This is a genomic window from Rhodococcus sp. USK13, assembly GCF_018343855.1.
GTDB lineage: Bacteria > Actinomycetota > Actinomycetes > Mycobacteriales > Mycobacteriaceae > Rhodococcus_F > Rhodococcus_F oxybenzonivorans.
This window is the reverse complement of record NZ_CP069242.1, coordinates 3,923,812-3,947,292: the sequence shown is the minus strand read 5'-3', so window position 1 is coordinate 3,947,292 and position 23,481 is coordinate 3,923,812. Positions and strand designations below refer to the sequence as shown.

The 23,481-nt window shown below is 66.8% G+C and carries 18 protein-coding genes; 7 read left to right on the top strand and 11 right to left on the bottom strand.

The window, feature by feature from the left end:
• Window positions 1–8: 8 nt before the first annotated feature.
• From hemQ to hemE, 3 genes are read right to left on the bottom strand one after another with little or no spacing between them, the layout of a single operon-like run.
• On the bottom strand, window positions 9–704 hold the full coding sequence (gene hemQ, locus JQT59_RS20670; protein WP_109330606.1) for a hydrogen peroxide-dependent heme synthase: 696 nt from the start codon (window positions 702–704) through the stop codon (window positions 9–11).
• A gap of 4 nt (window positions 705–708) precedes the next feature.
• Complete coding sequence (locus tag JQT59_RS20665; RefSeq protein ID WP_213571794.1) at window positions 709–2,070, bottom strand: protoporphyrinogen oxidase; 1,362 nt, start codon at window positions 2,068–2,070, stop codon at window positions 709–711.
• On the bottom strand, window positions 2,067–3,134 hold the full coding sequence (gene hemE, locus JQT59_RS20660; RefSeq protein WP_213577931.1) for a uroporphyrinogen decarboxylase: 1,068 nt from the start codon (window positions 3,132–3,134) through the stop codon (window positions 2,067–2,069). Before hemE ends, JQT59_RS20665 begins: the two co-directional genes overlap by 4 nt.
• Before the next feature lie 161 nt (window positions 3,135–3,295).
• Between hemE and JQT59_RS20655 the strand changes: the two genes are divergently transcribed.
• Entirely contained in the window at window positions 3,296–3,889 is a 594-nt protein-coding gene (locus tag JQT59_RS20655) for a DUF3000 domain-containing protein (protein WP_109330612.1), read from the top strand.
• A gap of 3 nt (window positions 3,890–3,892) precedes the next feature.
• On the opposite strand, the gene JQT59_RS20650 is transcribed toward JQT59_RS20655, so the two are convergent.
• Window positions 3,893–5,140: an alpha/beta hydrolase gene (locus JQT59_RS20650; protein ID WP_213571793.1), complete on the bottom strand. Its 1,248-nt coding sequence runs from the start codon at window positions 5,138–5,140 to the stop codon at window positions 3,893–3,895.
• A 159-nt stretch (window positions 5,141–5,299) separates the two neighbouring features.
• Between JQT59_RS20650 and JQT59_RS20645 the strand changes: the two genes are divergently transcribed.
• From JQT59_RS20645 to JQT59_RS20630, 4 genes are all read left to right on the top strand, one after another.
• Window positions 5,300–6,694: a WS/DGAT/MGAT family O-acyltransferase gene (locus JQT59_RS20645; protein ID WP_213571792.1), complete on the top strand. Its 1,395-nt coding sequence runs from the start codon at window positions 5,300–5,302 to the stop codon at window positions 6,692–6,694.
• Between the two features lie 49 nt (window positions 6,695–6,743).
• Window positions 6,744–8,078: a ribonuclease D gene (locus JQT59_RS20640; RefSeq protein WP_213571791.1), complete on the top strand. Its 1,335-nt coding sequence runs from the start codon at window positions 6,744–6,746 to the stop codon at window positions 8,076–8,078.
• A 145-nt stretch (window positions 8,079–8,223) separates the two neighbouring features.
• Window positions 8,224–9,432: a thiolase family protein gene (locus JQT59_RS20635; protein WP_109330614.1), complete on the top strand. Its 1,209-nt coding sequence runs from the start codon at window positions 8,224–8,226 to the stop codon at window positions 9,430–9,432.
• Entirely contained in the window at window positions 9,433–11,541 is a 2,109-nt protein-coding gene (locus JQT59_RS20630) for a 3-hydroxyacyl-CoA dehydrogenase NAD-binding domain-containing protein (RefSeq protein ID WP_213571790.1), read from the top strand. It abuts the gene before it with no gap.
• 48 nt (window positions 11,542–11,589) lie between these two features.
• On the opposite strand, the gene JQT59_RS20625 is transcribed toward JQT59_RS20630, so the two are convergent.
• Genes JQT59_RS20625 through JQT59_RS20600 form a run of 6 tightly spaced genes read right to left on the bottom strand, consistent with a single transcriptional unit; the run spans window position 11,590 to window position 18,419 of the window.
• Complete coding sequence (locus JQT59_RS20625) at window positions 11,590–14,289, bottom strand: fumarate reductase/succinate dehydrogenase flavoprotein subunit (protein WP_213571789.1); 2,700 nt, start codon at window positions 14,287–14,289, stop codon at window positions 11,590–11,592.
• On the bottom strand, window positions 14,286–15,083 hold the full coding sequence (locus tag JQT59_RS20620) for an ABC transporter ATP-binding protein (protein ID WP_213571788.1): 798 nt from the start codon (window positions 15,081–15,083) through the stop codon (window positions 14,286–14,288). The genes JQT59_RS20625 and JQT59_RS20620 overlap by 4 nt, the downstream gene beginning before the upstream one ends.
• Window positions 15,080–15,940, bottom strand: coding sequence for an ABC transporter permease (locus tag JQT59_RS20615; protein WP_213571787.1), 861 nt, complete (start codon window positions 15,938–15,940; stop codon window positions 15,080–15,082). Before JQT59_RS20615 ends, JQT59_RS20620 begins: the two co-directional genes overlap by 4 nt.
• Window positions 15,937–17,367, bottom strand: a complete 1,431-nt coding sequence (locus JQT59_RS20610; protein ID WP_213571786.1) for an ABC transporter substrate-binding protein — start codon at window positions 17,365–17,367, stop codon at window positions 15,937–15,939. Before JQT59_RS20610 ends, JQT59_RS20615 begins: the two co-directional genes overlap by 4 nt.
• A gap of 18 nt (window positions 17,368–17,385) precedes the next feature.
• Window positions 17,386–17,613, bottom strand: a complete 228-nt coding sequence (locus JQT59_RS20605; protein ID WP_109330625.1) for a 4Fe-4S dicluster domain-containing protein — start codon at window positions 17,611–17,613, stop codon at window positions 17,386–17,388.
• A complete protein-coding gene (locus tag JQT59_RS20600) occupies window positions 17,610–18,419 on the bottom strand; it encodes a GntR family transcriptional regulator (protein ID WP_213571785.1) in 810 nt (269 codons plus the stop codon). The genes JQT59_RS20605 and JQT59_RS20600 overlap by 4 nt, the downstream gene beginning before the upstream one ends.
• A gap of 295 nt (window positions 18,420–18,714) precedes the next feature.
• Between JQT59_RS20600 and JQT59_RS20595 the strand changes: the two genes are divergently transcribed.
• Window positions 18,715–19,722 carry an iron-siderophore ABC transporter substrate-binding protein gene (locus tag JQT59_RS20595; RefSeq protein ID WP_213571784.1) on the top strand — a complete coding sequence of 336 codons (1,008 nt, stop codon included), beginning with the start codon at window positions 18,715–18,717 and terminating at the stop codon, window positions 19,720–19,722.
• A gap of 93 nt (window positions 19,723–19,815) precedes the next feature.
• Window positions 19,816–21,213, top strand: a complete 1,398-nt coding sequence (locus tag JQT59_RS20590; protein WP_213571783.1) for a sugar porter family MFS transporter — start codon at window positions 19,816–19,818, stop codon at window positions 21,211–21,213.
• 65 nt (window positions 21,214–21,278) lie between these two features.
• On the opposite strand, the gene dxs is transcribed toward JQT59_RS20590, so the two are convergent.
• The gene (dxs, locus tag JQT59_RS20585) at window positions 21,279–23,234 is read right to left on the bottom strand and encodes a 1-deoxy-D-xylulose-5-phosphate synthase (protein WP_213577929.1); all 1,956 of its coding nucleotides are present in this window, start codon (window positions 23,232–23,234) and stop codon (window positions 21,279–21,281) included.
• Window positions 23,235–23,481 lie beyond the last annotated feature (247 nt).

The following is a 23,481-nucleotide window of genomic DNA, read 5'->3' as shown; positions in this document are numbered from 1 at the left end:
GCGGTGGATCACGGAAGAGCCGTGACGAGCTTCTCCACATCCACCCGGGGACCGGTGAAGAACGGTACTTCCTCCCGGACGTGCAGGCGTGCCTCGGTGGCCCGGAGATCGCGCATGAGATCGACGATGCGGTACAGCTCGGGCGCCTCGAACGCGAGGATCCACTCGTAGTCCCCCAACGCGAACGAGGGCACGGTGTTGGCGCGGACGTCCTTGTAGGCGCGGGCGGCCATGCCGTGGTCGGCGAGCATCTTGCGGCGCTCCTCGTCCGGCAGGAGGTACCACTCGTAGGACCGCACGAACGGGTACACGCAGATGTAGTTGCCCGGGTCCTCCCCCGCAAGGAAGGCGGGGATGTGGCTCTTGTTGAACTCGGCAGGGCGGTGGCAGGCCACATTGCTCCACACGGGTGCGCTCGCCCGCCCGAGCGCGGTGGTGCGCCGGAAGTCGGAGTACGTGGCCTGCAGCGCCTCGATGCTCGGCGAATGGGTCCAGATCATGAAGTCCGCATCGGCGCGAAGACCGGCCACGTCGTAGAGTCCGCGGACGACGACCCCCTTCTCCGCCTGAGCCTCGAAGAAGATCCGAGCCTCCTTGATCACAGCTTCCCGGTCGTCCCCGAGAACACCGGGTTCCACCTGGAACACGGAGAACATCAGGTAGCGGATTTCAGAGTTCAATGCGTCGAAGTCGAGGCGTGCCATGGGTCTATCGTGCCACTCGCTCGGCGAGGCGTGTAGCCGCCGTCGTCGCAGAGGCGACACAGGCGGGAACACCCACCCCGTGGAGCAACGCGCCGGACACCTCGACACCGTCCAGACCTGCGATGTCGCGCTCGATCTCGGCCACCCGGTCGAGGTGCCCGGGGCCGTACTGCGGCAATCCGCCGTACCACCGCTGGACCCGCGCCGCCACCGGTTCGTCCGTTACTCCGGTGACCGTACCGAGGTCGCGTCGCGCCGCCGCGACGAGATCCGCGTCGGGCGCATCGACGATGCCGGCGTCACCGAACCTGCCGAACGACGCGCGGACCACTGCCACGTCCCGACCGGCGAGATGGGGCCATTTCCGGCTGGACAGCGTGAAGGCCTTGGCCGCGAGCGACGCGTCGGTTGCGACGAGGATTCCCGAGTTCTGCGGTAGGTCCGCCGCGGCGGGAAGAGCCAACGCCACAACAGCAGAGGAGGCGAGGGGAATGAGCCCGGCGGCCGCAGCCGCACCAGGCGCGATCTCGGCGAGCAGGTCCGCCAGTTGCGGTGCGGGTACGGCGAGGACGATGCCGTCCACGAGCCCGACCGGATCGGCCGACCAGCCGCCGCACTCGCGGGTGATGCTCCGTATCTGTTCGTGGACGACGTGCGCGCGTGCGGCGGCTGCGAGCGCGTCGAGGAGAACGCCGTAGCCGTCGCGCAATGCCCCGAAGACCGGCCCGGCGGAGGGCGGAGGAAGCGCCGCCGCCACGGCGGCAGACAAGCTTGTCGCTCCGCGATCGAGGGCGGCGGCAAGTGTGGGCAGGGCGGCCCGCACTCCGATCGTGTCCGCAAGACCCGAATACACGCCTCCGAGCAGCGGATCGACCGAGCGCCGCACGACCTGCTCCCCGAACCGCTCGCCCACCAGCGAACCCACCGCAACGTCGGAGCCGCGAACCCAGCGCAGGGGCAGCTCCGACTCCTCCTCGATCCGGGCGAGTGTCCCGTGGTCGACCAGTCCGGCGAGATCTTCGGGCCGGGCGGGGATGCCCATCAGCGTGTTCTGCGGCAACGGGTGCAGCGAATCCTGGGACCAGATGAGCGGACGCAGGCCCGCCGGATGCACAAGTTGCTCGGTCAGGCCCAATTCGGCCAGTAGCGCAGGCACCTCAGGGCGTCGTGCGATGAAGGCCTCCGCCCCCAGATCGAGGGGCTCCCCCGCCAGTAAGTCCGTGCGCAGCTTGCCGCCGAGTCGCCCGGCACCCTCCGCGAGGGTGATGCGCGCTCCGTCGCCCAATTGCTGACGCAGGCGGTACGCCGCGACCAGGCCGGAGATGCCGCCGCCGACCACGAGCACATTCGGCGACGACACCGTCACAGCGAGTGCACCAACTCGACGACGGCGGTGAGGACTCCCGGGTCGGTGTCGGGCAGAACGCCGTGACCGAGGTTGAAGACGTGACCGGTCGTCCCGGATGCCATCGCAGCATCGGCCTCCGACACGATCCGGCGGACCTGCTTCTCGACGGCCGCCGGTCCGGCGAACAGCACGGAAGGATCCAGGTTGCCCTGCAGCGCCTTACCCGGGCCGACGCGACGGGCCGCGACGTCCAGGGGAATCCGCCAGTCGACGCCTACCACGTCGGCACCCGCTTCCCCCATCGCACCGAGCAGTTCGCCGGTACCCACACCGAAGTGGATTCGCGGAACTCCGGCGCTCTGAATCTCGGCGAACACTCGTTCCGAGTGGGGCAGGACGAACTCGCGGTACTCCGCCAGGGACAGTGCGCCCGCCCACGAGTCGAACAGTTGGACCGCGTCCACCCCGGCGCGCAACTGGGCCTGCAGGAACGTGATCGTGGTGTCGGCCAGGGTGCTCAGTAGTGCGTGCCACGTCTTCGGGTCGGAGTGCATGAGCGCCTTGGTGCGCTCGTGGTTGCGGCTGGGGCCGCCCTCGACCAGATACGACGCGAGAGTGAAGGGGGCACCCGCGAAGCCGATCAACGGGGTCGAGCCGAGTTCGACCGTGAGCAGCCGGACTGCCTCGGCCACCGCGCCCACCTCCTCGGGGACGAGCCGTGGCAGAGCTGCCACGTCCCCGATCGATCGAACCGGGTTGGCCACCACGGGCCCCGTTCCCGCCACGATGTCCAGGTCGATACCGGCCGCTTTGAGCGGCACGACGATGTCGGAGAAGAGAATCGCGGCATCGACACCGTGGCGGCGCACCGGCTGCATGGTGATCTCACTGACCAGCGCAGGGTCGAAGCACGACTCGAGCATTCCGATGCCCGCCCTGATCTTGCGGTACTCGGGCAGCGAGCGCCCCGCCTGCCGCATGAACCAGACAGGACGGTGGCTCGGCGTGCGACCGTTCGCGGCCGCGAGGAACGGTGCGTCGGGAAGCACCCTCCTCGAGGTGAACGTGGCCCGCTCGGCCATGCCTGCATTCGTGCTTTCCAACCCGCTCATCGGTCCTCACGCTCTCTGCCGGCTCGTATTTCGGCAGCTCTCATGCTGCCATGTCCTCGCGCCGTCGCCGATCGGCCCTGCTCGGCGCGCCTCCGACGAGATGCGAACGTCCGGGTCTAACGTCCCGAGCTGTGACGACTTCGGGATCGCGCGCCGAACCCGCCGAGTTCCGCGCCGCCGTCGACGCGATGAACTCCGCGCAGGTTCGTGCGGACATCGAGCTGGGCCCCATCCGGCCCCCTCAGCGACTGGCGCCGTTCAGCTACGCCGTCGGCGCGGAAGTCGTGCACGAGGACACCGGTGTCGTTGCCGAACAGAGCGAGGGCGACGCGTTCGGCCGGCTGATCCTCCTCTACGACCCGGAGGGCGACGAGGCCTGGAACGGCACGATGCGGCTGGTTGCCTACATCCAGGCCGACCTCGATGCCGCTGTCGCGGCGGACCCGCTGCTTCCCGAGGTCGCGTGGAGCTGGCTCGTCGATGCCCTCGAGTCGCGGTCGGAACCACTCACTGCGCTCGGTGGCACGGTCACCGCCACCACGTCCGTCCGCTATGGCGACATCGCCGGACCACCACACGCACACCAATTGGAACTCCGCGCGTCGTGGACCGCGACGTCCGTCGAACTGGCGGCCCACGTCGAGGCGTTCTGCGAGGTACTGGCTTACGCCGCGGGCCTGCCGCCGGCCGGTGTCGCGCAGCTCAAGACCCAGAACGGCGATTAGCCGCTACGCCGGTTCCTCAGCCGCCGGAACGTCGGTGGTGGCGCTGCGCGACCATTCCAGGAATCGCCCGACCGCCTGGGTCACCGAAATGCTGCGAATCGACGGGAAGACGTCGAAGGCGTGCTGGGCTCCCCGCAGTTCGGCGTAGGCGACTGGATTGCGGGACACCTTGCGTAACTCGTCGACGAAGAACCGTGCCTCCGCGACCGGCACCAGGGAGTCGCTCGCGCCGTGTATGACGAAGAACGGCGGAGCGTCGGCCCGCACCTGTGCCAAGGGTGACGCGGCCCGGTAGTCGTCTGGGAAGGTGGCGTGCCTGCCGAGGATCAACGGCATCAGTCCGGAATGGACACGCTGAAGGACGGCCCTGATTCCCGAGTCACCGGCGATGTCGTAGACGCCGTAATACGGGACGCACGCGTGTACGGAAGTGTCGGCGTCCTCGAAACCGGGCTGAAACCGCGGGTCGTTGGCGGTGAGACCCACCATGGCAGCCAGGTGACCGCCTGCGGACCCACCCGTGACAGCGATGAAGTCGGGGTTGCCGCCGTAGTTCTCGATATTCTTCCTCATCCAGGCCAGCGCCTGCTTGATCGCGACGAGGTGTTCGGGCCACTTGGCCCGCGGCGAGAGCGGATAGTTCACCGCCACGCACACCCATCCGCGCGACGCCATCTCGAACATCAGCGGCAGACCCTGCTGGTCCTTGTTGCCGATGACCCACCCGCCGCCGTGGATCTGCAGCAGGATCGGGCTGCTCGCCGGGCGGTCCTTGTGGTGGTAGATGTCAAGTTGCGCACGACGACCGCCCGGGCCGTACGCGAGGTTGCGGATGCGCGTGACGTCTTCGTTGGCCATCCGGAACGGATTGAGCAGCTGACGCCATACCGGCCGTCCCGAACGTTCGATGGCGTCGTCGCGATCGGTGTAGTTTTCGCCGAGCGCCTCGACCAGCGCGCTTTCGGCTTCCTCACCTGCTCCACGGCCGGTGGCGATCGCGGCGGCCAGTCCGCTCATCGAGGCGATTGCGAGTGCGACCCCGATGCGGTCGGTGCGGGAACGAATTCCGTGTCGCGCGACGTGGACGGCCGTGTCCGCAGCAGTCGCCGCGAGGAGGTGCGGCGCCAATTCGGTTGTCAGCCATCCGGAAAAGAAGGCGAAGACCGACGTCGGTGCGCCGGGCAGGGGACGCAGCGCATTGGCGGCGAGCGCCGCCCCCACGCCGTGCCGGAGAACGAAGCCTCGAGTCATCCCGACATCGTAGAACATGTTCTATAGATCGACGCCAGGTGCGACCGAGCACCGAGCTGAACAGATGACTGCGCACCTCCTCCACGCCCCGGAGGCCGCCCATCTCGCATTCTCTCCTTTCCATGGACCAATTACTAGAACGTGTTCTACTATTTGAAGATGCAGCGACTCAGCGGGCTCGATGCCTCCTTCCTGTACCTCGAAACCTCGACGCAGCTCCTCCACGTCTGCGGGCTCATCGTGCTCGATACGTCGACGGTCCCCGGCGGCTACAGCTACGGCCGGTTGAAGGAGGAACTCGGCATCCGGACCGAAGCCATCCCGTCGTTCCGGCGGAAGCTGCAGGATTCCCGCTTCAATCTGGATCACCCCGTCTGGGTCGACGACGCCGATTTCGACATCGACCGGCACTGCCACCGGGTGGCCGTTCCGGCCCCCGGCGGACGGGAGGAGCTTGCCGAATTGTGCGGAAACATCGCGGGGCAGCCGCTCGATCGCGCACGACCACTGTGGGAGATGTGGGTCATCGAGGGCTTGGAGGACGGGTCCGTCGCGGTCATGTCCAAGATGCATCACGCAGGAGTCGACGGAGTTACCGGCGCGAGCATGATCGCCCAGCTGTGCGGCCTCGAACCAGATTCGCCGAGGCCCGATCCCACAGACTCCGCCCAGGGCGCCGGCGACGCCAGCTCACTCGAGATCGCCGTCGGTGGATTGCTGTCCGTCGCGTCACGGCCGGTGAAGCTGTTGCAGATCATTCCCCGGAGCGTCGGCCTGCTCCCCCGCTGGATCGACCGTGCACGGCGTGGAGACGCAATGCCCGCGCCGTTCACCGCGCCCCGAACTTCGCTCAACGGCACGCTGACCAGCCACCGCACCATTGCCTTCACCCAGCTCGATTTCGACCTCGTCAAACAGGTGAAGAACGCCTTCGGGGTCAAGGTGAACGACGTGGTCCTCGCCCTCTGCTCGGGGGCACTGCGGACCTACCTCGATATGCGTCGGGAACTACCCGACAAGTCGCTCGTCGCCATCGTGCCGGTGTCGGTGCGCGGCAAGTCGGACCGGCCCGGAACCAATCAGGTGAGCGGGATGTTCACCGAACTGGGCAGCGATATCGAGGATCCGGTGGAACGACTGCTCGCCATCGCCGAACACAACTCCACGTCGAAAGAGCACAACGAGACGTTGGGCGCGACCCTCCTGCAGGACTGGTCCCAGTTCATCGGGCAGTCGGTATTCGGAGCCGCCATGCGCCTGTACTCGACACTCGGACTCGCCGAACGCCATCCCGTCGTGCACAACCTGGTGATCTCGAACGTGCCGGGACCAACAGATCCGCTCTACTTCCTGGGCGCCCTGATCAAGGCGATGTATCCGATGGGACCGATTTTCCACGGGGCCGGCCTCAATGTGACGGTGATGTCCCTGAACGGGCAACTCGACATCGGCTTGATGAGTTGCCCGGAGCTCGCTCCACAGCTCTGGGACCTTGCCGACGCCTTCCCCGACGCTCTGGACGAACTCGCCAAGGCCGCGGCCACCCGTGCCTGACACCGCCGAATCGCTGCGGGAATCGGGCGGCGACGTAGAGTCAGGTCTCATGTCCGAAGTCACCGACGAGACCTCGTCCACTGTTGCCGACGAGACCTCGTCCACTGTCACCGACGAGACCTCGTCCACTGTTGCCGACGAGCAGACCGCCCGGCAGGTGGTGCCGCTTCTTGCCCCACGCGATGGGGTGCCGCAGGTGGTGACCACGGCGGAGGGCGTGGCGAAGGCGGCTGCCGCCTTGGGTGAGGGCACCGGGCCTTTGGCTGTGGACGCCGAACGTGCTTCCGGTTTCCGGTATTCGGCTCGGGCGTATCTGGTGCAGCTGCGCCGGGAAGGCGCGGGGACGGTGCTGCTCGATCCGATTCCGACGGCGGCCGACCTCGCACCGCTCGCGGAGGCGATCAATCCGCTGGAGTGGATTCTGCATTCCGCTGATCAGGATCTGCCGGGGCTGGCCGAGCTGGGGCTGGCACCGGCGGCCTTGTTCGACACCGAACTCGCCGGTCGTCTCGCGGGCTTCGAGCGGGTGGGACTTGCCGCCATCGTGGAGCGGACCTTGGGCCTCGAGCTGAGAAAGGGGCACGGTGCCGCGGATTGGTCGAAGCGGCCTCTTCCCAACTCGTGGCTGAATTACGCCGCACTCGACGTGGAGGTTCTCATCGAGTTGCGCGAGGTCATGGCCGCGGAACTCGAGAAGCAGGGTAAGACCGAGTGGGCGGCGCAGGAGTTCGAGCACATCCGGCTGGCCGGTCCGCCGAAGCCCAAGCCCGACCGCTGGCGTCGAACCTCACACATCACGTCGTTGAAGACGCAACGCCAGCTCGCCGCGGCGCGCTCCCTCTGGCAGGCGAGGGAGGACCTTGCCCGCACTCGTGACGTCTCCCCCAGCCGGGTGCTGCCCGACTCCGCGATCATCGAGGCGTCGGTGAAGAGTCCGCGGAGCATCGACACTCTGCGCGCCCTTCCGGTGTTCGGCGGCCCGCGTCAGCGGCGGCACACGCGAATCTGGTTGGCGGCGCTGGAGGAGGCGCGGGCGTTGCCGGACGCCGAGTTGCCACCCAAGACTCAGCCCTTCACGGGACCACCTCCGCCGAGCCGGTGGGCGCGGCACGACCCGGCAGCTGCCGACCGGTTGACGGCGGCTCGTGCTGCGCTGGCCACTCTCGGTGTGGAGGTGTCGGTTCCGGTCGAGAATTTGCTGACCCCGGATCTCGTGCGCCGACTGTGCTGGGACTGGACGCCGCCCGTGGACGGGAACGTCGGTGCAGCCGTCGACCGCATCCTCGCAGCGGGTGGCGCGCGTCCGTGGCAGCGGGAGTTGACGGTGCCGGTGCTCGGCGCGGCACTGTCGGCGACCCCCGGCGACGAGCCGCCCAGCGCCTGACCGGCACGATCGCCTGGTTCTGCGGGCAAAATCCTGATGAAGCACCCATTAAGTTACCCGCGAGTAACGATAGGGGTAGTCTGTGCCCGAGGCCGGACGCTTGGCCGTGATCCGGCACCAGACTGCTCCATCAGGAGGAATTCGCGTGGCTCCATCCACCACATCGCAACGCAACGTCGTGTTCGTCGACGGGATCCGGACCCCGTTCGGCAAGGCCGGTCCCAAGGGCATGTACGCCGAGACCCGGGCAGACGACCTCGTCGTCAAAACCATTCGTGAACTACTCCGCCGCAATCCGCAGCTCGATCCCGCGCGGATCGACGAGGTCGCCATCGCCGCGACCACGCAGACCGGTGATCAGGGTCTGACCATCGGCCGCACCGCAGGCATCCTCGCCGGCCTGCCCGAAACGGTTCCCGGTTTCGCGATCGACCGAATGTGCGCCGGCGCCATGACGTCGGTCACCACCACCGCGTCCGGCATCGGTTTCGGCCAGTACGACGTGGTGATCGCCGGAGGCGTCGAGCACATGGGTCACCACCCGATGGGTGAGGGCGCCGACCCGAACCCGCGATTCCTCGCCGACCGCCTCGTCGACCCCAGTGCCCTGGTGATGGGCAACACCGCCGAGAACCTGCACGACCGGTTCCCCAGCATCACCAAGGACCGCACCGACGCGTACGCCGTCGCCAGCCAGAACAAGTACGACGCCGCCAAGAAGGCCGGCTTCATTGCCGACACCCTCGTTCCGGTGGCCACCCGCTCCGCCGCGGGGTGGGGACTCGCCACCGAGGACGAGCCGCCGCGCCCAGGCACCACGATCGAAGACCTCGCCAAGCTGAAGACTCCGTTCCGTCCGGCGGGCCGCATCACCGCCGGCAACGCCGCCGGTCTCAACGACGGCGCCACGGCGGCGATCCTCGCGGGTGAGGACACGGCACACGAGCTCGGACTGCCGATCGGGATGCGCATGGTCGGATTCGCGTTTCAGGGTGTCGACCCCGCCGTGATGGGCATCGGCCCCGTCCCTGCCACTGAGAAGCTGCTCGCGCGTACCGGTCTGAAGATCGAGGACATCGGCCTGTTCGAGATCAACGAGGCATTTGCCGTGCAGGTGCTCGCATTCCTCGAGCACTACGGCATCGCCGACGACGATCCGCGGGTCAACCAGTGGGGTGGCGCCATCGCCTGCGGTCACCCGCTCGCGTCCTCCGGCGTGCGCCTGATGACTCAGCTTTCCCGCCAGTTCGCCCAGCGTCCCGACGTCCGCTACGGCCTGACCACGATGTGCATCGGTCTGGGCATGGGTGGAACGGTGATCTGGGAGAACCCGATTTTCGACGGAGCGAAGTAAATGACTTCTATCACCACAGCATTCGCCGACGAGGTCGTGACGAACGCGTACACCAAGATCGTGGCAGTCCCGGGCATCGAGGGTCCGGTCGCCCTGATCACGCTCGACAACGGTTTCGACCACACCAAGCCGTCGTCGTTCGGCCCGGGCGGCCTCGCTGCCCTCGACGCAGCCCTGGACGAGGCCTTCGCGGCGAACCCGGTTGCGGTCGCGATCACCGGCAAGCCGTTCATCTTCGCTGCCGGCGCCGACCTCAAGGGCGTCCCGAGCATTACCGACCGCGAGCAGGCGCTCGAGCTCGGCCGGTTGGGTCACAGGGTGTTCCGTCGCCTGCGTGAGTCCTCCGTGCCGACTTTCGCCTTCGTCAACGGGGTCGCGCTCGGCGGCGGTCTCGAGGTCGCGCTGCACAGCCACTACCGCACGGTATCCGAGAGCGCCGGCGCGCTGGGTCTGCCCGAGACGTTCCTCGGTCTGGTCCCCGGCTGGGGTGGAACGCAGTTGCTGCCCAACCTGATCGGGCCCTCGAACGCGGTGACCGTCGTCGTCGAGAATGCGCTGAACCAGAACAAAACTCTCAACCCGAAGAAGGCTCTCGAGCTCGGTGTCGTCGATGCCGTGTTCGGTTCGGCCGACTTCCTCGAGCAGTCCTTCGCCTGGGCGGCACAGGTTCTCGCGGGTGAGATCACTCCGTCCCGTCCCGAGATCGATCGGGGTCAGGGCTGGGACGAGGCAATCTCGCGCGCAAAGGCCATCGTCGAAGGCAAGACGAAGAACAACGCTCCCGGACCGGTCAAGGCCGTCGAGCTGCTGGAATTGGCTCGCAACACCGACCTCACCGATCCGGCGTCGCTGGACAAGGGTTTCGCCGCAGAAGACGAAGCTCTCGCCGACCTTCTGCTGGCGGACGAGCTCCGCGCCGGGCTGTACGCATTCGACCTGGTGAACAAGCGGGCGAAGCGTCCCGCGGGTGCGCCGGACAAGTCCCTCGCACGCAAGGTCACCGGCGTCGGCATCGTCGGTGCCGGCCTGATGGCCAGCCAGCTCGCCATGCTGTTCGTGCGGCAGCTGAAGGTTCCGGTGATCCTCACCGACATCGACCAGGAGCGCATCGACAAGGGTGTCGGCTACGTCCACGGTGAGATCGACAAGCTCCAGGGCAAGGGGCGGCTGTCTCCCGACGCCGCGAACCGCCTCAAGGGCCTGGTATCGGGATCGCTGGACAAGTCCGCCTTCGCGAAGACCGACTTCGTGATCGAGGCCGTGTTCGAAAATCTCGATCTGAAGAAGAAGATCTTCGCGGAACTCGAGGAGTACATCGCTCCCGAGACGATCCTGGCGACCAACACGTCTTCGCTGTCGATCACCAAGATGGCCGCGGACCTGAAGCATCCCGAGCGGGTCGTCGGCTTCCACTTCTTCAATCCTGTTGCGGTCCTCCCGCTTCTCGAGGTGATCAAGGGTGAGAAGACCGACGATGCCACTCTGGCAACGGCATTCGCGACCGCGAAGGCGCTGAAGAAGTCGGCCGTCGGTTCCGCCGACCTGCCCGGCTTCGTCTTCAACCGGCTTCTGATCCGCACCCTCGGTGAGGTGATGAACGCGGTGGACGAGGGCACCCCGTTCGAGGTGGCCGACAACGCCATCGCCGAACTGGGCATGCCGATGACGCCCTTCACGCTGCTCGCACTCGTCGGACCGGCGGTCGCGCTGCACACCGGCGAGACGCTCGCCGAGGCGTACCCCGAGCGGTTCCACAACTCCCCCGGGCTCGAGGCCTTGGTCGAGGCCAAGAAGCCCGCGGTGTGGAGCTACGGCGCCGACGGCAAGCAGGTCGTCGACCCCGAGGTCGCCGAATTGTGGAAGCAGGGCGACAAGGCGTCCACGTCCGAAGAGGTTCTCGAGCGCACTCGTCGCGCGTTCGCCGAAGAGATCCAGATCATGCTCGACGAGGGTGTCGTCGCCGCGGCCGAGGACATCGACCTCTGCCTGATCCTGGGCGGCGGGTTCGGTTTCTGGAACGGTGGCATCACGCCGTACCTGGACCGCACCGGCACCTCCGAGGCAGTCAACGGGAAGCGGTTCCTGGCGCCGGGCGTCGCAAGCGTCTGATTTCCTGGTGGGGGCGAAGGACGCCACCGTCCTTCGCCCCCACCTGTGTCAGGCGACCGGGACGCTGTTCGCCGCGCTCAACGCCTGCCGGGCGTAGGCCCGTACATCGGCATCGGTGTCGCCCAGGGCCTCGGTCAAAGCCTGAGCCGCAGTCCGATCGCCGGCCCACCGTCCGAGTGAGAGCACGGCTGCCTTCCGCACATCGAGGTGCGGATCCTCCAATGTTTCCGCGAGAGCGGGCACGGCAATGCCCGGGTCCGCTCCGGCCAGTCCGCGTGCTGCCCCCTGCCGTATCTGCCAGGCGGATTCGCGCAGTGCCGTGACGACGAGGGCGACATCGTCGTCGCGGCACCCCAATCCGGCGAATGCCGTCAGTGCCGCTGCACGCACCAGCGGGTCGCGGTCACCGGCCAACTCTCGCACTGCGTCGAGTCCACCGAGACCGATGGTGGCGAGCCCGTGCGCCACGGTGATCCGCACTTCCCGGTTCTCGTCGTGTGCCCCCGACGCCACCGACTCCCACTTGTCCAGCGACACCAGGCCTCGCACCGCTTCGATCCGAACGTGGTGATCGGAGTCGGACAACGCCGTCAGGAACTGCTCCGCCGACCCCGCGTGCAGTGCGCGCAGCACGTCGATCACCGCGGCCCGGACCACGGCGTCACCCGACTCCAGATGCGCCTCCAGCCCAGCGGCAGAGGTGAGCACCTCGACCAGTTCGCGCAACCCTTCGGCGGCGGCGCGGCGAACGGTGACGGCTTCGTCGGCGAGCGCCGCGAAGAGTGCTCCCGTGAAGCCGTCGGGCGTTCCCTCGGTCAGCACGGACAGTGCGGTCACCCGGACCTGGGGGTCGTTATTTCGGAGGTACGGCTCCAGCTCGTCGATGCTGGGTGCATCGAGGCCGAGCAGCGCGACGAGGGCGGGCGACGACGGTTCCTGCCGGACCGGCGCGGCGATACGTGAACGCTCCTCGACCGGCGCGCGTCCTCCGACCAGCGGCGGCTGAGTCACCGCGATCACCGTCTGGTCCTGCGGCGGAAGGGAATCGAGGCCCGGAACCGAAACGAAGTACGGTGCGACCGGCCTCTTGAAGAATTCCATCTCCCCGTTCGCCCCGCGACGCAGGTTCAGGTGATACCCCCATTCCTCGTCGCTCGACTCCGGTAGGTCGGCGCGCTCATGGTAGAGCCCCCAGCGGCTCTCGGTTCTGGTGAGGGAACTGCGGGAGGCCATCTCGGCGCAGTCACGGATGAACGTGACCTCCGCGCAGCGCATCAACTCGTGCGGGGTGGTGGCGCCCATCTCGGCGATCTCGCGCTCCATCCGTTCGAAAGTTTCCACGGCAATGGACAGCTTGGTGGCCGTCTTCGGCGGCGCGACGTAATCGTTGACGAATCGGCGCAACTTGTATTCCACCTGCGGCTGCGGGGGCCCGTCGGGGTTGCGCAGCGGCCGGTAGATCAGCTCGTGCGCCTCCTTCAACTGGTCTTCGGGCAGCAGGGTGGGCGCTGGGATTCCGGGCAGCGTGCCGGTCGCGTGTGCCCCGGCGAGGTCGCCGTAGACGAACGCGCCGATCATGTAATTGTGCGGAACGCAGGCGAGGTCGCCTGCGGCGTACAACCCGGGAACGGTGGTGGCGCCGTGCTCGTCCACCCACACTCCGGACGCGGAATGCCCGCTGCAGAGTCCGATCTCGGAGATGTGCATCTCGATGTCGTGACTGCGGTAGTCGTGACCGCGGCCCGCGTGGAAGGTGCCGCGGGTGGGACGCTCGGTGGTGTGGAGGATCGATTCCAGGGTGTCGAGCGTTTCCTCCGGAAGGTGGCTCACCTTGAGATAAATGGGCCCACGAGCCGACTCGATCTCGCTCTTGACCTCGCTCATCATCTGCCCCGACCAGTAGTCGGAATCGACGAACCGTTCACCGTGCGCGTTGACCTGATAACCGCCGAACGGGTTGGCGACGTAGGCGCAGGCAGGCCCGTTGTAGTCCTTGATGAGCGGATTGATCTGGAAGCACTCGATGCCACTGAGTTCTGCGCCGGCGTGGTAGGCCATCGAGTAGCCGTCGCCGGCGTTCGTCGGATTCTCGTAGGTGCCGTACAGGTATCCGGAGGCCGGTAATCCCAGTCGGCCGCAGGGACCGGTCGCCAGGATCACCGCTTTCGCGCCGACTGCCACGAACTCCCCCGTGCGGGTGTTCAGCGCAGCGGCCCCGACGGCCCGGCCGTTCTCCGTGAGGACGCGAACGGGCATCAATCGGTTCTCGATGCGGATCTTCTCCCGCATCTTCCGCTGCCGCAGCACCCGGTACAGAGCCTTTTTCACGTCCTTACCCTCGGGCATCGGCAGCACATAGGAACCGGAGCGATGCACGCGCCGCACCGCGTACTCCCCGTACTCGTCCTTCTCGAACTTCACTCCGTACTTTTCGAGGCGCTGCACCATGGCGAAGCCGCGGGTTGCGGTTTGATAGACCGTGCGCTGACTGACGATTCCGTCGTTGGCCCGGGTGATCTCCGCGACGTAGTCCTCGGGTTCGGCCTTGCCGGGAATGACCGCGTTGTTGACGCCGTCCATGCCCATGGCGAGGGCCCCTGAGTGCCGCACGTGTGCCTTTTCCAGCAGCAGGACGTTCGCGCCGTTCTCGGCTGCTGTCAGGGCAGCCATCGTGCCGGCTGTGCCACCGCCGATGACCAGTACATCGCAGTCGAGACGCACGGTCTCGGCAAGGTCGGGGATGTTCATCGGTTCTCCGGATCGTTCGTCGTCGGGGCGTCATCGGTCTGTTCCAGCGCCGCCAGTACCTCGCCGCGTGCGGCTCGGGTTTCGGCGTGGCCGAGGAACTCCCGCTTGCGCGGGTGGGGAATGTCCACGAGCGCCCGCAGTGGTCTGCCCGCTCCGCCCAGGACCGCCACCCGGTCTCCGAGCAGGACCGCCTCGTCCACGTCGTGGGTCACGAAGACCACCGTCGTGGGGTGGGTGCTCCAGGTGTCGACGAGAAGCCGCTGCATCACCCCGCGGGTCTGCGTGTCGAGAGCGCCGAACGGCTCGTCCATCATCACGGCGCGGGGTGCGCCGGCGAGACCACGCGCCAACTGCACACGTTGTCGCATGCCGCCGGAGAGGTTCTTCGGGAGGAAGTCTCCGAACCCGGTGAGACCGACTTCGTCGATCCAGCGGTCGGCAGTGGCCCGGCGGCCCTTCCTCGGCTCACCGCGAAGCGCCAGGGCAAGTTCGATGTTCGAGCGCACGCTGCGCCACGGCAGCAGAGCGTTGTCCTGAAACACCACGGCCCTGTCCCGGGACGTCGACACCACCGACTCACCGTCCGCGACCACCCGGCCGGCGGCGGGTGGCAGCAACCCGGCCAGAGCCCGGAGCACTGTCGATTTACCGCAGCCGGACGGCCCCGTGAGGACGAGGATCTCACCCGGCACCACGGTCAGCGACAGCGAGCGGATGACCGGAGCTCCGGTGTACGACAGTGTGACGTCGTCGAGTATGAGTGACATTCCGGTCGCGAGCGTGGTGGCGGTCATGCGCGCTCCCCTCGGGGCAGCCAGCGGGTGACACGCCTGCCGAGCAACTCCACCGCCGCCGATGTGGCGAAGCCCAGGATGCCGATGGTGATCATGCCGACGAATACACCGGGATAGTCGACGATCGTGTAGGCCTGCCAGGTGCGGTAGCCGACGCCGAGGCGGCCGGAGATCATTTCCGCGGAGATGACGCAGATCCACGCGACACCGATCCCGACCGACAAGCCACCGAACACTCCGGGCAGGATCCCCGGAAGCACCACCCGGGCCAGCACATCCCAGCGCCCACCCCCGAGGGTGCGCACCGAGTCTTCCCACAGCGTGGGCAACGCCCGGACCGCGTGCCGGGTGCTGACCATGATCGGAAAGAATGCGGCCACGAAGGTGATGAAGACGATCCCGGCCTCGTCGCTCGGAAACAACAGGATCGCAACGGGAACCACGGCGATCGCCGGAATGGGCCGGGCCAGTTCGGTCAACGGTCCGAGGACGTCGGCGAACAGCGTCGACCTGCCGAGCGCGATCCCGGCGGCCACACCGATCACGGTGGCGAGTCCGAACCCGCTGAGGATGCGGATCAGGGACTGGCCCAGGTCGAGGTAGAAGAGGTCGTTGCGCAGCTGGGTGCCGAACGCGGACACGACGTCGGTGACGGTGGGAAGGGTGTCGAATCGCAACCACAACCGCACGTCGTTGGCCGTCAGCAGCTGCCACGCTGCGATGGCGGCGACGACGGACGTGATGCGCAGAAGGCGGGATCGCCACGAGGATGCCCACGCGGGCAGCGGTGCCGGATCGGGCTGCAGTACCGCGGCCTCGGATTCGATCGATACGATCGACGGCTGCAGGGTGGTCACTGCCGAACCTCCTCCACAGCGCGGTCGTACGTGACGACTGTTCCCGCCGGGTGGGCGCGCAGGTAGCGGCCGGCGGCGGCGTCGGTGGTGAAGGGCAGGAAGGTGTCACCGTCGCGCACCCACACCGCCTTGTCCGCGAACCAGCGGGTGCCCAGTTCGGCATCGGGAACGTACGCGCTGCGGACGTCACGACCCTCGGCGCGTGCCTGTTTGACCGCCCGGAGCAGGCAGGTCGGGCTCGCCGCAGGCTGGGTCTGCGTCGCATCTGCGAACCAGACTTCCCCGGCCAGAGCCGGATCGGTCGCAGGCGTGCCGCACACAGGATCGGTGCCGGTCACCGCTGTGGGGCTGCCGGGCGTCGTGACAGTGGCATCGTAGTTCTGCCCCTCGGCATCGAATGCCGCGCGCAGAGGCACGTCGTCAACGAACCCCTCGACGTCGAGATCCGCGAAGTCACCGATCGATTTCAGATACGGGACGTCTGCCTTCAGCGCTTCGACCAGTTCGGGTCGGAGCGTGGTGTCGAACGTCGTACCACCGGGCCCGTTGTACAGGTAGACCACCTCCTGCGGCAGTCCGCTGTCTTCGGCGACGATGCGTGCAGCCTCGAGTGGCTCGGTCCGGATGAAGTGCGTGGCGTCGAGTTGTGCACGGAGGAACGCATCGACGACTTCGGGGTGCTCGTCCGCGTAGGCCTCCCGCACGACGACCCCGTGCAGGGTGGGTGTGTTCAGCTCGGCGCCGTCGTAGAGCAATTTCGCCTTGTCCTGGAACACGAGAAGCCCGGGCCAGGCAACGAACTGTGACAATGCCGCGACCTGACCGGATTCGAGGGCGGAGGATCCGACCGGCGGTTGCTGGTTGAGAACCTCGACGCCGGTGCTCGGGTCGATTCCGGCGCGGTCGAGCGCACGGACGAGGGTTCCATGCCCGGCAGAACCGACGCTGGCAGACACTTTCCGGCCCGCGAGATCGGCGAGCGTGGTGGCGGGAGAGTTCGGAGGGACGACCACCATGTTCAGGGCACCCTCCGGGTTGTACCCGGTGACCGACACGATCTCGGTTTTCGATCGCGGATTCGCCTGTGTGCGTGAGCCGTTGATCAGCATGGGATAATCACCCATCGAGCCGATGTCGATCTTCTCGGCCACCATCTGCGCGGTGATCGGCGCGCCGGTGTCGTAGTCCTGCCATTCGACGAAGTACCTCGTCCCCGTCTCCTCGGTCAGTTCTTGCAGACGCTGTTCGAGGTAGCCCTGGGCTCGCAACAGTGTTCCGGCGGTGACCGTGTTGATCGTCTTCGATTGGTAACCGATCACTACGGGCACTGCATCGTCGCTCCCGGCGGTGGTGTCTTCCAGCGAGCAGCCGGTCGCGAGCAGTGCGACCGCAGCGGTCAGCACGAGAGAGAAGTAGGGACGCAACATGTTTTCGAAGTCTTTCGCTCAGCGGAGGAGGTACGGCATATTCACGGTGACGGCGCCGGTGGGACAGCGGGCTGCGCACGGGCCGCAGTACCAGCATTCGTCGACGTGCATGAAGGCCTTGCCGTTGTCCGGGTTGATGGCCAGCGAGTCGAGAGGACAGATTTCGACGCACAGCGTGCACCCCTCGATGCACAGTGACTCGTCGATGGTGACCGGTACGTCGGCGCGGGCGTTGACAAGTGTCATGTGAGCTCCCAGTTCGAAATTTCGGGACGACGGATGAGGTTGCTGCGCATGGTGATTCGATCACCGCGCATGCGGATGTACTCGAGGTCGACGGGACGTCCGTCGACGAGTCGGGTGAGACGCTCGAGCAACAGGAGCGCGGCCCCGTCCGGGGTCTGTAGGTTCGCCGCCGAGTGCGCATCCGCATTCACCGATTCGATCGCCACATCCGCGGAACCGAGTGGTAGCCCACAGACCTCCTCGATCAGCGTGAAGACGTCGTTGCACTCGAGGTCGCGGCCGAGGATGTTCCGCCCGATGTCGGGCACCAGATAGGTGAGGTCGAGACTGAGCGGGAGGTCACCGAGATAGCGGATACGTTCGATGTAGACCGCGAATTCCCCTGCCGCCAACTGTAATCGGCGCACCACGGCCGGTGGTGGCGTGATCTCCCTGGCCACGCGCACGTCGTTGCGCACCTCACCGTGTTCCTTCAAGGTCTCCCTCAGTCCGAGCAGGGCGTCGAGCCCGTGGTCGTACTTGCGCCGCGTCACGTGAGTGCCTACCCGGGGCGCACGGTCGATCAGGCCCTCCTGCTTGAGGAGCGCGAGCCCGTCCCGCACCGCGTTCCGAGACACCCCGAATTCGTGCGCCAACTCCGATTCCGGAGGCAGTGCGCGGTCGGCGAAAGAGTCCGCGTGGATCTGCTGCCGCAAGAGGTCGGCGAATCGGCGAGCCTCGTCGGCGCGAGATCTGCGCGCAGAGGGCTGGCCGTGCAGGGCAGTCGGAGCCACCACCGCCTCTGCATCATCCCCGGCGAGCGCCATGCGTTTCCTCCGTCGATTGTGCAGTGTGCTGAACGACAAGAGACGCTAACTGCTGTTCGACCACCGGAAGTCGCGCCTGCGGACCACCCGGCGCGACCGCCGCGAATCTGCCGGTCGGGTCCCGTGGACTGCCTCGCTCACCTGCGTAAACGCGAATACGGCGCCCCATTACGCCACCGCTGAACCGGAAGCAGAGTTCGAATCACGGTGATCCGAAGTCGAGCGCAGAACCCGGCCCCGGCCCGATATCTAGGTTAGGCTTACCTTTTACTCGCTCGTCGAAGGAGTCGTTGCCGTGTACACATCCCCACGCCCGATCGCTGCCGCACTCGCCGTGGCCGGCACCGCGCTGCTGGTCGCCGCCTGCTCGTCCGGCGACGGCGGCACGAGCGCGGAGGGCGGCGGTGCCGGCTTCCCGGTGACGATCGAGAACACCTTCGGATCCACCACGATCGACGCCGCCCCGGAGCGCATCGTTACCCTGGGCTGGAACGCCCAAGACGTCGTTTACGCGCTCGGCGAGACCCCCGTCGGCATGCCCAAGTACTCCTACGGCGCCGAGGCGAACGGAGTGATGCCCTGGCTCCAGGACCGCTACGACCCGAGCCGGACCACCCTCCTCGACACCGCCACCACCATTCCCGTCGAGCAAGTGGCCTCGCTGGCACCCGATGTCGTCCTCGCACCCTACGAGGGATTCGACCAGGGCACCTACGAAAAACTTTCCGCACTCGCCCCCACCGTCGCCTACCCGGACAAGCCGTGGCAGACCCGCTGGCAGGACCAGACCACCCTGATCGGTCAGGCGCTCGGTAAGACCGCGGAGGCGGACGCTCTCGTCACCGGCCTCGACGACCGGCTCGCGCAGACCGCTGCCGAACATCCGGAGTTCGCCGGAAAGACGGTGTCGGTGGTGAACTTCGATACCGACGCTGCCACGGTGAACGTCTACATGCCCTCCGACCCCCGCGTGCAGGTGCTCACCGAGCTCGGATTCACAGTCGCACCCGGTGTGTCGAAGCTCGCCGAGTCGAATCCGGACAAGTTCTTCGCAGACATCTCGGTGGAGAACATCGCCGATATCGACGCCGATGTCGTGGTCGCGTTCGTCGCCGACGAGAGCACCGTCGCGGCCAACCCTGCCTACGCGAATCTCGGCGCCCTCGGCCGGGGAACCGCGGTGACATTGTCGGATACGAAGGTGATCGCGGGACTCAGCCAGACCAGCGTGCTGGCCACTCCCTGGGCGCTCGAGAGGCTGACGCCGCAATTGAGCGAGGCGGCGAACAAGACCGGTGCGTGAAGTCCCGCCTGATCAGGCAACGCGGGCGTAGCGTGATTCCACACGAAATTTCGTAGCCGGCCCACAGCCACGCTCGCCGAAAGCAGGTATGCGATGACGCAGATATCCGAAAGACACACCGCCAAGGTCATCGGGGTCACGGTCGCTGCAGCCGTCGGGGGTTTCCTGTTCGGATTCGACAGCTCAGTCATCAACGGAGCCGTCGATTCCATCCAGGGGCACTTCGAATTGAGTTCGTTCTTCACCGGCTTCGCCGTGGCAATCGCGTTGCTCGGATGCGCTGTGGGCGCGTGGTTTGCGGGCCGCCTCGCAGACCGGTGGGGCCGCAAGAAGGTGATGCTGCTGGGTTCGGTGTTGTTCGTCGTCTCGTCGATCGGCTCCGGACTCGCTTTCAGCGTCCCCGACCTGATGCTGTGGCGCATTCTCGGCGGCCTGGGAATCGGAATCGCGTCCGTCATTGCGCCGACCTACATCGCGGAGATCGCACCGGCCCGCTACCGGGGCGGCCTGGCCTCTCTCCAACAGCTCGCGATCACCCTCGGCATCTTCGCCGCGCTGCTGTCGGACGCCGTGTTGCAGAACGCGGCCGGTGGAGCGTCGAACGAGCTCTGGCTCAATCTCGAGGCGTGGCGGTGGATGTTCCTCGTCGGAGTTGCGCCGGCGCTGGTGTACGGCCTTCTCGCACTGCTCATTCCCGAGTCGCCGCGATATCTGGTGGGCAAGCACCTCGATCAGGAAGCGGCGGACGTCCTCGCGAACATCACGGGTGAACTGGACCCGCACGAGCGGGTCTCCGAGATCCGGCTCACCCTCCGCCACGAATCGACGGCGTCGTTCGACGATATTCGCGGCCCGAAGTTCGGGCTGCAGCCAATCGTCTGGGTCGGCATCTTCATGGCCATCTTCCAGCAGTTCGTGGGTATCAACGCGATCTTCTACTACTCCACCACGCTCTGGAAGTCGGTGGGCTTCACCGAGAACGAATCGTTCACCACCTCGGTCATCACAGCGGTGATCAACGTGGGCATGACGTTCGTCGCCATCCTGTTCGTCGACCGGATCGGCAGGCGCATCCTGCTCATGGTCGGCTCGCTCGGCATGTTCGTGAGCCTGCTCACGGCCGCAATCGCGTTCTCCCAGGCGACGGGCAGCGGCGACGACGTCGTGCTCCCCAGCCCGTGGGGGGCGGTCGCCCTGATCGGCGCCAACCTGTTCGTGATCTTCTTCGCTGCCACGTGGGGCCCGGTCATGTGGGTGATGCTGGGCGAGATGTTCCCCAACAACATGCGCGCCTACGCACTCGGCATCAGCACGGCGGCGAACTGGATCGCGAACTTCACGGTCACGCTGTCGTTCCCGCCGCTGACCCGTTCGGTGGGCCTGTGGTTCCTGTACGGCCTGTTCGCGTTCTTCGCGCTGCTGTCGTTCTTCTTCGTCCGGTCGAAGGTCCGGGAAACGAAGGGGATGGAACTCGAGGAGATGACGACCTGACGTGGTCTACCTACCGATCCTGCCGAATCGCTCCGATTCGGCAGGATCTGTTCTTCACGGGTGTGTCAGCTCTGCCGGCCGCTGTTCTCGATGTGTTCGGCGCTCTCGTGCGCAACCACCCCGTTGGCCGAAGACGGGGGCTGGTTCCCCAGACTCGCCACCCAGCCGGTGATCTGGCGGGCGACGTCCTGCGCAGTCAACCCCAGTTCGGCGTGAACCTGGGTACGGGAGGCGTGGTCGAGGAACCGTTGCGGAACGCCCAGATCCCGGCACGGGACATCGACGCCGGCAGAGCGCAGGGCCGCCGACACGGTGGAACCGATTCCTCCATGGAGGCCACTGTCCTCGACCGTGACCACCATGCTGTAGTCCTCGGCGAGCTTGACCAGTGATTCCGGTACCGGAAGGACCCAACGCGGGTCGACGACCGTCGCAGAAATGCCTTGCTGCTCGAGACGATCGGCGGCGGCCAGAGTGAGTCCGGCGAACGCCCCGATCGACACCAGCAGGACATCCTTTCGGCCGGAGGAATCCCGCAGGACGTCGACGACACCGTCGATTCGGCTCAGAGCGGGCACGTCGTCACCGACGGTGCCCTTGGGGAAGCGCACCGCCGTGGGCCCGTCATCGACAGCCAGCGCCTCGTCCAGTTCTTCGCGCAGAGTCGCGGCGTCGCGCGGGGCCGCGACCCTCATGCCGGGCACGATGCCCAGCAGCGACATGTCCCACATGCCGTTGTGGCTGGCCCCGTCGTTTCCCGTAATCCCTGCGCGGTCCAACACCAGGGTGACCGGCAACTTCAGCAGGGCGACATCCATCAACAGCTGGTCGAATGCACGATTGAGGAAGGTCGAATACACCGCGACCACGGGATGCAGGCCTCCGAGTGCCAGCCCCGCCGCCGAGGTGACGGCGTGCTGCTCGGCGATGCCGACATCGAACATCCGGTCGGGATAGGCGTCACCGAACGCTGCCAGACCCGTCGGACCCGCCATCGCGGCAGTGATCGCAACGATGTCCTCGCGGCGACCGGCCTGCTCGATCAACTCGGCCGAGAACACGGAGGTCCAGTCGGCGGACGCCGTCGCCGTCGACTTCCCGGTCAGGGGGTCGATCACACCGGTCGAATGCATCTGGTCGGCGACGTGATTCTCTGCGGGTGCGTACCCCATGCCCTTGCGGGTGACGGCGTGCACGATCACCGGTCCCCCGAACGCCTTGGCACGGCGCAGCGCAGACTCGAGGGCAGCTTCGTCGTGACCGTCGACGGGACCGAAGTACTTGATTCCCAGATCCGTGAACATGACCTGCGGGGCGACCGCGTCCTTGAGACCGGCTTTCATCCCATGCAGGACGGAGTAGGCGGTTCGGCCCACCCACGGCAGCTTCTTGACGATTCTGCGACCGTTGTCGAGCACCCGCTCATACGCGGGCTGCAGACGGAGGGTGGCGAGGTGATCGGCGAGACCCCCGATCGTCGGCGCGTACGACCTGCCGTTGTCGTTGACGACGATGATCACCGATCGGCTCTTGCCTGCCGCGATGTTGTTGAGCGCTTCCCAGCACATACCGCCGGTCAGTGCGCCGTCACCGACGACGGCGACCACGTGGCGGGCCTGGCCGGTCAATTCGAATGCCTTCGCGAGACCGTCCGCATAGGACAGTGATGCGGAGGCGTGCGAGGACTCGACCCAGTCGTGTTCGCTCTCGGCGCGGCAGGGGTACCCCGACAGTCCGCCCTGCTTGCGGAGCGACTCGAAGTCGCCCTTGCGACCGGTGAGGATCTTGTGAACGTACGCCTGGTGACCGGTGTCGAAGATGATCGGGTCGGCGGGCGAGACGAACGTGCGGTGCAGCGCGAGCGTCAGCTCGACGACACCGAGGTTCGGTCCGAGGTGGCCGCCGGTCGCGGATACCTTCTGGACCAGGAACTCACGGATCTCCGCGGCGAGTTGCTTCATCTCCGCGGGGTTCAGCTGACGCAGATCGTCAGGCGTCTGGATACGGGCAAGAACACCCAACGAGATCGCTCCCTCCGTGATGCACGCCGCATTACGTGCCTCTGCGTCGTGGCTTCGTGTCACGTCACAGTGCACCCAGTCTACGGAGCCGCGGGACCGGGCGACACACCATGTGCACACAGGCGTCCTCCGAACACGCCCGCATCCTCGACAGCGCTTGACCGGCCGTGACCGGGTTCACACGACTGCGGCCACACGGGCACCCCTCGGAACCCCCGACTTCGCCGTCGTCAGGCTCTAGGGTCGT